This is a genomic window from Streptomyces antioxidans (genome assembly GCF_000968685.2).
In the GTDB taxonomy this organism is placed as follows: domain Bacteria; phylum Actinomycetota; class Actinomycetes; order Streptomycetales; family Streptomycetaceae; genus Streptomyces; species Streptomyces antioxidans.
On the sequence record NZ_LAKD02000029.1, the window covers coordinates 64,591 to 77,185 of the forward strand.

Annotated in this window: 11 protein-coding genes and 2 pseudogenes; 9 read left to right on the top strand and 4 right to left on the bottom strand. The window is 72.8% G+C overall.

The window, feature by feature from the left end; translation table 11 throughout:
* Window positions 1-15 precede the first annotated feature (15 nt).
* Window positions 16-1,323, bottom strand: a complete 1,308-nt coding sequence (locus VT50_RS11985; protein WP_046085918.1) for a CitMHS family transporter — start codon at window positions 1,321-1,323, stop codon at window positions 16-18.
* Between the two features lie 144 nt (window positions 1,324-1,467).
* Here VT50_RS11985 and VT50_RS11990 point away from each other — a divergent pair, with 144 nt between their 5' ends.
* From VT50_RS11990 to VT50_RS12010, 6 genes and pseudogenes are all read left to right on the top strand, one after another.
* Window positions 1,468-2,409, top strand: coding sequence for a LysR family transcriptional regulator (locus VT50_RS11990; RefSeq protein WP_046085917.1), 942 nt, complete (start codon window positions 1,468-1,470; stop codon window positions 2,407-2,409).
* 149 nt (window positions 2,410-2,558) lie between these two features.
* Window positions 2,559-3,773, top strand: coding sequence for a CaiB/BaiF CoA transferase family protein (locus VT50_RS11995; RefSeq protein WP_046085916.1), 1,215 nt, complete (start codon window positions 2,559-2,561; stop codon window positions 3,771-3,773).
* Window positions 3,763-4,776: an HpcH/HpaI aldolase/citrate lyase family protein gene (locus VT50_RS12000; protein WP_046085915.1), complete on the top strand. Its 1,014-nt coding sequence runs from the start codon at window positions 3,763-3,765 to the stop codon at window positions 4,774-4,776. Before VT50_RS11995 ends, VT50_RS12000 begins: the two co-directional genes overlap by 11 nt.
* Before the next feature lie 69 nt (window positions 4,777-4,845).
* Window positions 4,846-5,430, top strand: a complete 585-nt coding sequence (locus tag VT50_RS12005; protein ID WP_046085914.1) for a dihydrofolate reductase family protein — start codon at window positions 4,846-4,848, stop codon at window positions 5,428-5,430.
* 125 nt (window positions 5,431-5,555) lie between these two features.
* Window positions 5,556-5,825, top strand: a pseudogene (locus VT50_RS40360) (sensor domain-containing protein); the annotation flags it as partial.
* Window positions 5,799-6,158: pseudogene (locus tag VT50_RS12010) on the top strand (response regulator); the annotation flags it as partial. The pseudogenes VT50_RS40360 and VT50_RS12010, both read left to right, overlap by 27 nt.
* 34 nt (window positions 6,159-6,192) lie before the next feature.
* On the opposite strand, the gene VT50_RS12015 reads toward VT50_RS12010, so the two are convergent.
* Complete coding sequence (locus tag VT50_RS12015) at window positions 6,193-7,425, bottom strand: glycosyltransferase (RefSeq protein WP_046085912.1); 1,233 nt, start codon at window positions 7,423-7,425, stop codon at window positions 6,193-6,195.
* 138 nt (window positions 7,426-7,563) lie between these two features.
* A complete protein-coding gene (gene sigJ, locus VT50_RS12020; protein WP_046085911.1) occupies window positions 7,564-8,454 on the bottom strand; it encodes an RNA polymerase sigma factor SigJ in 891 nt (296 codons plus the stop codon).
* Window positions 8,455-8,665: 211 nt separating this feature from the next.
* Between sigJ and VT50_RS12025 the strand changes: the two genes are divergently transcribed.
* Window positions 8,666-10,552 (top strand): glycoside hydrolase family 9 protein, encoded by a 1,887-nt coding sequence (locus tag VT50_RS12025; protein ID WP_046085910.1) that lies wholly within the window; start codon window positions 8,666-8,668, stop codon window positions 10,550-10,552.
* 56 nt (window positions 10,553-10,608) lie between these two features.
* On the opposite strand, the gene VT50_RS12030 is transcribed toward VT50_RS12025, so the two are convergent.
* The gene (locus tag VT50_RS12030; protein ID WP_046085909.1) at window positions 10,609-11,097 is read right to left on the bottom strand and encodes a glutathione peroxidase; all 489 of its coding nucleotides are present in this window, start codon (window positions 11,095-11,097) and stop codon (window positions 10,609-10,611) included.
* Between the two features lie 169 nt (window positions 11,098-11,266).
* Between VT50_RS12030 and VT50_RS12035 the strand changes: the two genes are divergently transcribed.
* Together VT50_RS12035 and VT50_RS12040 are read left to right on the top strand one after the other, a co-directional pair.
* Entirely contained in the window at window positions 11,267-11,827 is a 561-nt protein-coding gene (locus VT50_RS12035; protein WP_075200326.1) for a DUF3761 domain-containing protein, read from the top strand.
* 147 nt (window positions 11,828-11,974) lie between these two features.
* Entirely contained in the window at window positions 11,975-12,532 is a 558-nt protein-coding gene (locus tag VT50_RS12040) for a hypothetical protein (RefSeq protein ID WP_046085908.1), read from the top strand.
* Window positions 12,533-12,595 lie beyond the last annotated feature (63 nt).

The window sequence follows — 12,595 nt, forward strand, 5'->3', positions numbered from 1 at the left end:
CCGTCGCCACGGGCGTCAGAGCGGCACGGCGCCTGTCGCCAGCGCCGCGGCGGTCATCACGAGCGTCGTTCCGAACGCCCAGCGGAAGAGGAAGCGCTGGTGCTCCCCGAGCTGGACGCCGCTCATGCTGAGGAGGATGAAGGTCGCGGCGGTGAGCGGGCTCAGCGGGAAGCCGGTGGTCATCTGGCCGAGGACCGCGGCGCGGGCGATCTCGGCGTGGCCGGTGCCGAACGCGTCGGCGGTCCCGGCGAGCACCGGCAGCACCCCGAAGTAGTAGGCGTCCGGGGTGAGGACGAGGCTCAGCGGCATGCTGGTGACGGCCACCAGCACCGGCAGATGGCCGCCGAGCCCGTCGGGGATGATGTCGACCAGCGCCTCGGCCATCTTCCCTATCATCCCGGTGCCGCCGAGGATGCCGGTGAACACCCCGGCCGCGAAGATCATGGTGATGACGAGCGCCACGCTCTTGCCGTGCTTCTCCAGCAGCTCCTGCTGGTCCTCCCAACGGGGGTGGTTGACCAGCAGCGCGAGGACGAAGGCGAAGACGAAGAGCACGGGCAGCGGCATGGCCTCCAGCACCAGGCAGACCACCAGGGCCACGGTCAGCAGCAGGTTGAAGAGGGTGAGCGCGAGACCGGCGCGTGCGGCGACCCGGGGTGTGCCGGGGCCGTCCCCGGCCGCCACCTCGGCCCGTGGCGCGGGCTCGAGCGCGTCGAGCCGCCGCCGCTCACGGCGTCCGATGAGATACGCGGCGAGCAGCACCCAGGCGATACCGGCGGCGAGGGCGGGCAGGAGCGGCGTGATGATGTCGGAGGTGTCGATCTCCAGGGCCGCCGCGGCGCGGGCCGTCGGCCCGCCCCACGGGATCATGTTCATCACGCCCGCGCCCAGGCCGACCACTCCGGCGAGCACCAGTCGGCTCATCCCGAGCCGCTGGTAGACGGGGAGCATCGCGGAGATGGTGATGAGGAAGGTGGAGGCGCCGTCGCCGTCGAGCCCGACGCATACGGTCAGCGCGGCGGTGCCGACCGTGATCCGTACCGGGTCGTTCCTGGTGGCGCGGAGAATGCCGCGGATCAGCGGTTCGAAGAGGCCCGCGTCGATCATCAGGCTGAAGTAGAGCAGCGCGAAGGCGATCATGATGCCGGTCGGGGCGACCTCGGACAGCCCGTCCAGCGCCATCGGGCCCAGCTCGTCGCCGTAGCCGCCGATGACCGCGGTGACCACGGGCATGAGTACGAGGGCCACCAGCACCGAGACCCGCTTGGCCATGGTGAGCAGCAGGAAGCCGCCGATCGTGCAGAACCCCAGTGCTGCCAGCATGGCCGCTCGCTTCCTCGTCCGGTCGGGTGCTGCCGAAGAGTGTCCGAGCGGGGAAAGATCCGCGTCCAGCATCGAACACAGATCTATCCATGCGTTTCGCGCAACAGTTCCCCTGTCCGGCCGCCGCGCCTACGCTCGCGGACCATGGACGTCACCCTGCGCCAGCTGACCGCGTACGCGGCGGTCGCGCGCGCCGTGAGCTTCACCGCGGCCGCCGCCGAACTGCATGTGTCCCAGTCGTCGCTGAGCCGTGCGGTCGCCGATCTGGAGCGGACGCTGGGGATGCGGCTGCTGGAGCGGGACACCCGCAATGTGCGGCTCACCCCGGCGGGCGCCGAGGCGCTGCGGATCGCCGACCAGATCCTCTCCGCGCACCGCGCGGGCCTGGCCCAGCTGGGGCGCTACGGCGCCGGGGAGCGCGGTGCGGTGGCCCTGGCGACGCTGCCCTCGGTCGCGGCCGTGCTGCTGCCGCCGGTGATCTCCGCCTTCCGCGCCCGGCGGCCGGAGATGACCGTACGGCTGCTGGACGGGCTGGAGCGCTCGGTGCTGGACCGGGTGGTCGACGGGGACGCCGACTTCGCGGTCAGTACGGTGGCCCGGCGCGCCCCGGGCATCGCTCTGCGGCCCCTGGTGCGGGACCGTTTCGACGCGGTGCTCCCCGAGCACCATCCGCTGGCCGAGCGGGCGGAGGTGACCTGGGAGGAGCTGGGCCGGGAGCCGTTCCTCGCGGTGGGCGCCGATTCCAGCGTGCGCCGGATGACCGATGCGGCCTTCGCCCAGGCCGGGACGGAGGCGAACCCTGCGGCCGAGGCGTCGAACGTGGCCACGGTGGGCGGTCTGGTGGCGGCCGGGCTCGGCGTCTCCGCGCTGCCCGCCCTGGTCCATCCGCTGATGGTGCCGGGCCGGCTGGTGTGTCGCCCGCTGGTGGGGCCGGTGGTGGAGCGCCGGCTGCATGTCGTCCTGCCGACGCGCCGCACGCTTCCGCCGGGGGCGCGCCGCTTCCTGGACCAGCTGGAGGAGTTCCGCTCCGCGGCGGACGCCCTGCCCGCGGGGGTGGCGTGGGAGGAGGCGGGCGAGGAGCGGTGAGATGCCCGGGCGCGGCGCCTGAGTCGTGCGGGGTCCGACTCGCGCGGGTTCCGACTCATGCGGCGTCCGGCGATCCTTGCGAGATCCGCATGAATTGATCCTTCTTCCTTGCTGGACGCGCATACGCCCCGCCCCGCAGCCTGAACCGCATGGAGGACCAGACCAGTACAGGGCAGGGACAGCTCACCGGGCTGAAGGTGGTGGAGTTCGCGCATGTGGTGGCGGGCCCCCTCGCCGGGGGAATGCTCGCCGACCAGGGCGCGGACGTCGTCCACGTGGAGCCGCCGGGCTCCGGTGACGCGGCGCGGGCGATGGGCCCGCGGCGCGACGGCGTATCGCTGTGGTTCAAGGTGGCGGGCCGCAACAAGCGCTCGGTGACCCTGGATCTCCACCACGAGGAGGGCCGGGAGGTCGCCCGGGAGCTGATCGCCTGGGCCGATGTGGTGATCGTGACCCTCCGGGCGGGCAGACTGCGCGCCTGGGGCCTGGACTGGGCGGCCGTCCACGCGCTGAATCCCACCGCGATCCTGCTGCAGATCTCCGGGTTCGGCGCCACCTCCTCGCGGGCCGACGCCCCCGGCTTCGGGAAGATGGGCGAGGCCCGCAGCGGGGTGGTCCATCTGACCGGCTTCCCCGAAGGCCCGCCCGTGCACACCGGCTTCTCGCACGGCGACGCGGTCACCGGGCTGATGGGCGCGTTCGCGGTGCTGGCCGCGCTGCACCGCCGTGACACCGATCCGGACTCGTTCGACGGCGAGTGGATCGACCTGGCGCTTTTCGAGCCGCTGTACCGGCTGGTGGAGTGGCAGATCATCGCGTACGACCAGCTGGGTACGGCGCCTGAGCGGGCGGGCAACCAGCTGGCCGTCGCCCCGGCCGCCGTCATCAACACCTACCGCAGCGCCGACGGCGACTGGCTCACCGTCACCTCCGCCACCATCCGCTCGGTGCGCCATGTGGTGCGGCTGCTGGGTCTGCCCGAGGAGGAGTTCGCCACCGTGGAGCAGCAGCACGCGGGGCGCGAGCGGCTGGACGCGGCACTGCGGGAGTGGGTGGCGGCGCGCCCGGCGGCCGATTGCCTCGCGGCGTTCGAGCGCGCGGAAGTGGTGGCCTCGCGGGTGTTCACCGCAGCCGACATCGTCGCCGACCCGGTCTACGCCGAGCGCGAGGACATCATCACGGTGGACGACCCCGACCTCGGCCCGGTGCGGATGCAGTCGGTGATCCCGCGCTTCCACCGCTCCCCCGGCGCGGTGTGGCGCACCGGCCCGGCGCTCGGCGCGGACAACGCGCTGGTCTACGGGGAGTGGCTGGGCATCGACGGCGGACGGCTGGCGACGCTGGAGGCCGAGGGTGTCATCTGACGGCGCGACCACGTCCCGTATCCCGCTGCGCTCCCTGCTCTTCGTGCCCGGCAGCCGGACCGGCTGGCTGCCCAAGGCGGAGGCGGCGGGCGCCGACGCGGCCATCCTCGACCTGGAGGACGCCGTCCCGGAGGAAGGCAAGGCGGCGGCGCGGGAGGCCGTGGCCGGGGCCGTCGACCGGGCGGCCGCACGGGGGGCCACCGACCGGGCGGTGGCGCGGGAAGCCACCGACCGGGCGGTCAGCACGTCCCCCGGTCCGATGCGGCTGCTCGTACGGATCAACGCGCTGGACCGTGCGGGGGGCTGGCAGGGCGCCGACGATCTGCGGGCGGTGGCGCGTCCCGGGCTCTACGGCCTCGTACTGCCCAAGGTGAGTGGCCCCGAGGACGTGCTCACCGCCGACCGGCTGCTGGCCTGGTGCGAGCGCGAACACGGCCTGCCCGAGGGCCACTTCGCCCTGTTGCCACTGTTGGAGACGGCACGCGGGCTGCGCGAGGCGTACGCCATCGGCCGGGCCGCCACCCGGATCGCCCATCTGGGCGCGGTGGCCGCGCCGGGCGGCGATGTGGAACGGGCGGTCGGCTACCGCTGGAGCCCGGAGGGCGAGGAGACCCGCGAACTGCGCGCCCGGGTACTGCTCGACGCCCGCGCCGCGGACCGCCCTCACCCGGTGGCCGGGCTGTGGGCGGACGTGGCGGACCTCGCGGGGCTACGGCGCTTCGCCGAGCGGCACCGCGCCCTGGGCTACGAGGGGATGGCCGTGATCCACCCGTCGCATGTGCCGGTGGTCAACGAGGTGTTCTCGCCGGACGCGGAGGAGCTGGCCCGCTGCCGTCGGTTGATCGAGGCGGTGGAGCGGGCGCAGAGAGAGGGGGCGGGGGCGGTGCGCTTCGAGGGGCGGATGGTGGACGAGGCGATGGCGGCCACGGCCCGCCGGACCCTCGCCCGCCGGGGTGCAGGGTGCGGGCTGGGCGATGAGTTTCGCCGTGGTGCGGAGTCATAGACAGCCACCGAGCGAAGAAGCGAGACCTGCCGGACCGCGAGACCGCGGGACCGCCTGGACGGGAGTGCCATGAGGATCGTCGTCATCAGCCACATCACCCTGGACGGTGTCATGCAAGGGCCCGGCCGGGCCGATGAGGACACCCGCGAGGGATTCACCCAGGGCGGCTGGGCCGCCGAGCGGGGTGGGGACGAGGCAGTCGGCAGGGCGTGGGGGCGGCGGCTGGCCGCGAGCAGTGGGTATCTGCTGGGGCGCCGCACGTACCAGGACGTGCTGGGCCACTGGAACACCCAGGACAGCCCGTTCCGCGACGCCCTCAACAACGCGCCCAAGTACATCGCGTCCAACACCCTGGCCGAGCCCCTTCCGTGGCCCAACTCCACGCTGCTCAGCGGCGACATCCCGGCGGCGGTCGCCGAGCTCAAGAAGACCCCGGGCGACGACCTGCACATCATGGGCAGCGGCGCGCTGATCCGGTCACTGTCCCCGCTGGGCCTCATCGACGAATACCTGCTCAGCGTCCACCCGCTCGTCCTGGGCACCGGACGCCGCCTGTTCGCCGACGGCTTCGGCCCCGTGGCGTTCCGTCTCACCGACGCGACCCCGACGGACACCGGCATCCTCATCGCCACCTATCGGCCCCTCGACGGGTAGAACACGGCCCCTCCGGGTCAGGAGCACGGCTAGCGACCGTGCGGCGATCACCACGGTGGCGGCCAGCAGATCACAGGTAGCACGCACTACCGACCGGGCGGCGACGGGTCGCATATCTTCTGCGGGTGCCTTCTCGAACAGCCTGGCAGGCTCTCGCTCAGCGTCCGTTGGGATTCCTGGTCTCGGCCTGGCCCTGGCGGGCGTTGGCCTATCTGCTGACCGGGGTCGTCTTCGGCGCGATCGCCACGGTCACGCTGCTGGCCCTGGCCGCGGCCGGGCCGATGTCCCTGATCGTGGGGGTGGGGGCCGTTCTCCTCCTCGCCGTGGCACTATCCGGCATCGTCGTCACCCGGATCGAACGCCTCCGGCTGCGGCTGGTGGACCCGGACCCGGCGCCGGATCCGCACCGGGCCCCGGAGCGCCCCGGGGCCGTCGGCGACGCCGACGCGCTGATCGCCGCGGCCCATGAGCACGACCCCGACATCGTGATCACCGATGTGCGGATGCCCCCGGGCGACGCCGACGACGGTCTCCGCGCCGCGGTCGCGCTGCGCGGCCACCGCACCGGCCTGCCCATTCTCGTGCTCAGCCAGTACATCGAGCAGTCCTACGCCACCCACCTGCTCGACCTCGGCAGCGAGAGCGGCATCGGCTATCTGCTCAAGGACCGCGTCGACGCCGTCACCCACTTCGCGAGCGCGATCGAGCAGGGGGCCGCCGGGTCGACGGCCACGGTCACCGACGGGTCCTCGCGGTGCTCATCTACCTGCGCGCCTGACCGTCCGACGCCCCGGCGTCGAGGAGCAGCTTCGCGGCCACCGTCGCCCCGTCGGTGCGCATCGTGCCCGCCACGGCCCTCGCCCGGGCCCGGGTCTCGGGGGCCAGGGCGGTTTTCAGCGCGGCCGAGAGGGAGTCGAGGGTCGGGGCCGGACCGTCGTGTGCCGCGCCGATGCCCAGCTCGGCCACCCGGGCGGCCCAGTGCGGCTGGTCCGCGATCTGGGGGACCACCACCTGGGGCGCACCGGCCCCGGCGGCCGTCGTCGTGGTGCCCGCGCCACCGTGGTGGACGACGGCGGCCACCCGGCCGAACAGCGCCTGGTGGTTGACCTCGCCGACGGCGAAGCAGTCGTCCCGGTCGTCGACCGGGGCCAAGTCGGCCCAGCCGCGGGCGAGAAGCACCCGGTGGCCCTGTGCCCGCACCGCCTCGATGACCACCCGGGCGAGGTCGGCCGAGGTGTGCATGGCCATGCTGCCGAAGCCCACGTACACCGGAGGTTCACCGGCGTCCAGGAACGCCTCGAGCTCATCCGGGAGCGGACGTCCGTCCGGCAGGATCCACGCGCCGGTCTGTACGAGGTCGAGTTCCGTCATGTCCTGCCACGGGCCCAGGACCGGGTCCGCGGCCAGCAGCGCCCGGTCGGTGAAGACGTAGTCGCGGACGTTGTCCACCGGCGGCAGGCCGATCGCCGCCCGGTGGCGGTTCTCCGCCTCGCCGTACAGCTCGTTCACCCGCTGGGCGTCCTGCTCCCACAACACCTTGAGGTCGGTCTCCTCCTCCGGGGACGGCGTGCCGGGCCGCCGTCCCGGACGGAAGTGCCGCGAGGGCAGCCCGAACGGATGGAAGCAGGCGAACACATAGCGGAGGCCCAGCTTCTCGGCCACCGAGCGCGCGCCGACCGGCATCAGTCCGGTCGCCAGGAGCACATCGCATCCCTCGGCCGCCGTGGCGAGCGTGTTGAACCGCGCGGCCACCAGCTCGGGCGCGAGGCGGAAGGCGTCCCGCGCCGAGGGCGGCCGCGCACCGGTCACCACCGAGCGCACCGTCGGGCCGAGCGGCACCAGCTCCACGCCGACACCGGCCAGCAGCTCCGCGAACTCCTCGTCCGGCGGCGCGCACACCCGCGCCTCCGCGCCGAGTTCCCGCAAGCGCACCGCGAGTCCCGCCAGCGGTTCGACATCCCCGCGCGACCCCCAAGACGACAACACCACACGCATATCGCAAACCCCCCGTTCCCCCAGGTACTGGCATCGGCCGCCCATCCTGAAGTACACCCCGGGCCTTGCCGCAAGCCCCCCGGTGCGCTATAGGTTGATAGTGGCAGGGAGAGGTGGCTCCCTGCCTTTGTCGTGTCGTCAGTCCAGGTCCGTCAGATCGAGCCCGCTCAGCCGCTCGGGGTCGGCCAGGATGTCGATCGCCACGATCCTGCCGTCCGCGACCGTGAAGGCCAGCACCGAGTACGGCCGCCCTTCCCGCGAACTGACCACGCCCACGGCCCCGTTGACGAGCGCGGGGTGGGCGTGGAGGCCGGGGCCGCTGAGGCGGGAGAAGGTGAGCGCCTGTTCCGCCACGGCCGCGGCGCCGCGCACCTCGCGCGCGCCGGGGGCGGGCGCGGGCCCGTAGTCGGCGCGCAGCACGACATCCGGGTCGAGCACGGCGATCAGCCCCTCGAAGTCGCCCTCCCGCGCGGCGGCGAGAAAGGCGCCCACGACCTCGCGCTGCCGGACGAGGTCCGCGTCGGGGACCGGGGCCGCTCCCCGCACCCGGCGGCGGGCGCGGCTGGCGAGCTGACGGGCGGCGGCCGGGGTGCGGTCGACGATGGGGGCGATCTCGTCGAACGGCACGGCGAACAGATCGTGCAGTACGAAGGCCAGCCGTTCGGCGGGGGCCAGCGTCTCCAGGACGACCAGCAGGGCGAGGCCGACGGAGTCGGCCAGCAGCGCCTGGTCCTCGGGGCCGGGCCCGCTCACACGGCTGATGACCGGGTCGGGGAGGTGCACCCCCAGGGGCTCCTCGCGCCGGGCGGTGCGCGAGCGCAGCATGTCCAGGCAGACCCGGCCGACGACGGTGGTCAGCCAGCCGCCCAGGTTCTCCACCGCGCCGGTGTCGGAGCGGCTGAGCCTCAGCCATGCCTCCTGGACGGCGTCATCCGCCTCGCTCAGCGAGCCGAGCATGCGGTACGCCACCGCGCGCAGATGGCCGCGGTGGGCCTCGAAGCCCTCCGCCAGAAGGTCGTTCTCGTTCATCGGTCACATCCCCTTGTCCGGGCCGCGCCGTCGCAGGCCACACCGTGCTGACGGACGGGCCGGGCGCGATGTGACAGTGGGCCGGACGCGATGTGGCAGAGGGGTGGGACGGACCGTGCACCCGTCCAGTCCCTTGACGCACTGCGATCACATCATTACACAAGTTGGGAGCGCTCCCATCTTTGCCTCCCACTCCCCAGGAGGGTCCGTCATGCCCCTGCCCCTGCCCCTGTTACGCCGTCCGCGCGGTGCGCGGGCCGCCACCGCGCTGCTCACCGGTGCGCTGCTGCTGATCACGGCCCAGCCCGCGCCCGCCGGAGCGGACTCCCCCGCCGCACGCTCGGCCCCGGCCTCCGCCGCGCGCTCGACCGCCGCACTCTCGGCTCCGGCCGCCGCCGCGCCCTCCGCCGTCCAGGTCAATCAGCTGGGGTATCTGCCGGACGGCCCCAAGCGCGCCACCGTCGTCAGCGCGAGCACCACCACCCTGCCCTGGCAGCTGCGCGACGCCGATGGGCAGACGGCCGCCTCGGGCACCACCACCGTCCGGGGCGCGGACGCCGCCTCCGGGCAGTCGACCCATCTGGTGGACTTCTCCCCGTACCAGGGGACGGGCAGCGGCTACACGCTCACCGTGGACGGGCGGACCAGCCACCCCTTCGACATCCGCGCGGACCTCTACGCCGGGCTGCGCGCCGACGCGATGTCCTTCTTCTACCAGCAGCGCAGCGGTATCCCCATCGAGGCCGCGCTCGCCGGTGCGGCCCATGCGCGCCCGGCGGGCCACCTGGGTGTCGCCCCCAACCGGGGCGACACCGCCGTGCCCTGCGCCAGCGGGGTGTGCGACTACGAACGGGATGTGCGCGGCGGCTGGTACGACGCCGGTGACCAGGGCAAATACGTGGTCAACGGCGGACTCGCGGTCTGGCAGCTGGTCAATTCCTTCGAGCGCGCGAAGCGTGCGGGGCACGCGGACGGGCTCGGGGATTCCACGCTGCGCGTCCCCGAGCGCGGCAATGGGATCCCCGATGTGCTCGACGAGGCGCGCTGGGAGCTGGAGTTCCTGATGCGGATGCAGATCCCGGAGGGCAAGTCACGGGCGGGCATGGCCTTCCACAAGGTCCATGACGCCGCCTGGACCGGGCTGCCCACCCGGCCGGAGCAGGACGCCGAGCCGCGTGAGCTGCACGCGGCGTCCACCGCCGCCACCCTCAACCTGGCCGCCGCAGCGGCACAGTGCGCCCGGGTCTACGCCCCGTACGACGCCGCCTTCGCCGCCCGCTGCCTGGACTCGGCGCGCCGCGCCTGGGCCGCCGCGCGGGCGAACCCCGATGTGCTGGCTCCGGCCTCCGACTCCACCGGCGGCGGGGCGTACGACGACGGCCAGGTGGGCGACGAGTTCTACTGGGCGGCGACGGAGCTGTACGCGACCACCGGGGAGGCGCCGTACCGGGACGCGGTCACCTCCTCGCCGTACCACACCGCGAGCGATGTGTTCACCCCGCGCGGCTTCAGCTGGCAGGACACCGGGCCCCTCGGGCGGATCGCCCTGGCCACCGTCCCCAACGGCCTGCCCGCGGCCGACCTCGCCAGGGTCCGCGCCTCCGTGGTCTCCGCGGCCGATGCCCGCCTGACCACGATGTCCGGCCAGGGCTACGCGGTACCGCTGCCGTCGGACGGCTACGTCTGGGGCTCCAACGGCCAGGTGGCCAACAACGGGACCGTCCTGGCCGTCGCCTACGAGCTCACCGAGGAGCAGCGGTACCGCGCCGGGGCGCTGGAGACGCTGGACTATCTGCTCGGGCGCAACGCGCTCGGCCAGTCGTACGTCACCGGCTACGGCGAGCGCACCTCGCAGAACCAGCACCACCGCTTCTGGGCGCACCAGTACGACGCCTCGCTGCCGAACCCGCCCGCCGGATCGATCGCCGGCGGGGCGAATTCGGGGCTGCAGGATCCGGTGGCGCAGGAGAAGCTTCCGGGCTGCGCGCCCGCGGCGTGCTACGTCGATGACATCGGCTCGTACTCCACGAATGAGGTGGCGATCAACTGGAACGCGCCGCTGGCGTGGCTGGCCGCGTTTGCCGCGGAACGCGGCTGACCGGGTGGGGCGGGGGCCTCCCGGCCCCTGCCCCACCTCCCTCACCTCACCTCACCTCACCGGGGCAGCTGCCCCTCGATCGCGGCGACGACGTCGTCCGCCTCCGGCTCGGTCCGCGGCCGGAACCGGCCCACGACCTCACCGTCCGGCGAGATGAGGAACTTCTCGAAGTTCCACTGCACGTCCCCCGCCTCGCCCTGCGCGTCCGGCGTCCCCGTCAGCTCGGCGTAGAGCGGATGCCGCTGCTCGCCGTTGACATCGGTCTTCTCCAGCAGCGGGAAGGACACTCCGTAGGTCGTCGAGCAGAACGTCTGGATCTCCTCGCCCGTCCCCGGCTCCTGCCCCGCGAACTGGTTGCACGGAACCCCCAGCACGGTGAACCCGCGCCCGGCATAGCGCTGCTGCAGCCGCTCAAGCCCCTCGTACTGCGGGGTCAGGCCGCACTTGGACGCCACGTTGACCACCAGCAGCGCCGCACCCCGGTGCTCACCGAGCGAGGTCGGCTCACCGGCGAGGGTGCGCAGGGGGATGTCGTACAGGCTCATGGGATCTACCGCCTTCGTCGTTCGGTGGGTGAGGCCAAATCTATGCGCTCCCGCACCCATGACGCCGGATCACAATATGAACACCGAACACACACAACCTCTTCACTTTTCAACCAGCGCGGTTAAGGTCGGTTCCTCGCGTATCTCGCGGATCACTCAAGGGGGGACCATGTCCTGGAATAACCAGCCATCACCGGCACCAGCACCGGCACCGAGACGTCCCAGATGGGCACGCAAGCGCGTCGCCGTCCCCGTCGCGGCCGTCCTGCTCTTCGCCGGAGTCGGCATAGGGTCCGCCCAAGGCGACGACACGAAGTCGTCCGGCGGCGACAAGCCCACGCCCAAGGTGACGGTCACCGTCACGGCCAAGCCCGCCCAGGTGAAGCACACGGCGGAACCGACACCCACCGTGACGGTCACCAAGACCGTCACGGCGAAGCCCAAGGCCGCGCCGAAGCCGAAGCAGAGCGGGGCGGACGGCTCGTCCTCCTCCGCCAGTGGTGGGGGGTCGTCGTCCGGCGGGTCGTCCTCGTCGAGCTCCGGGGGCGGCGGTTCGTCGTCCGGTGGGTCTTCCGGCGGGTCGTCGTCCAGCAGCAGCGGCGGATCCGGCAGCACGGGCGGATCCAGCAGTGGGGCCACGGCGCTCTGCAAGGACGGCAGCTACTCCTACGCCGCCCACCACCAGGGCGCGTGTTCCCACCACGGTGGTGTCGCCGTCTTCTACCGGTGATCTGACACGGCGATGGGGGCGGGCCGCGGGGCCGCCCCCCTCGCGTGGCGGAAGTTGCGGGCGTACGGAATGGACCGGGCCCGGCGGCGGAAACAGTCACCAGGGGGCCGGTCACACCGGAGCCGGTCAAGCCGCGGAGGGGGCACGGTGACGCGAGACAACAGCGCCGAGAGCGAGGCGGTCACGGGCAGGCTGCTGATCCTGGAATACGAGCAGGTGAAGGAGGAGCAGCGGGCGCGCATCGGGTTCCGCGACAATCTGCTCTACGCGACGCTGGCCGCGATGGCGGCCATCATCACCTTCTCCCTGCAGAGCCATGGGCGCCCGGAACTGCTGTTGTTGCTGCCCCCGGCGTCGGCGCTGCTGGGCTGGGCGTATCTGGTCAACGACGAGAAGATATCGGCCATCGGACGGTATGTCAGGGAGGATCTTGGGCCCCGGCTGACGGCGCTCGCCCCGGGTCGGCCACCGGTGTTCGGCTGGGAGCGTGCCCACCGCGACGACGGCCGCCGGATCTCCCGCAAGCGGCTCCAACTCGCGGCGGATCTGCTGCTGTTCGCGGTGGCGCCGATCGCCGCGCTCATCGTGTACTGGACGTCCGAGCCGGTGCGGGCGGTGCTGCTGACGGTGTCGGTGGCGGAGGTGGCACTGATCGTCGTACTGGCGGTGCAGATCGTGCTGTACGCGGATCTGCACCGGCCGTGACACCGGCCGTGACACCGGCCGTGACGCAACGACACCCATGGGCTGCGTCGAGTCCGTAAGGTG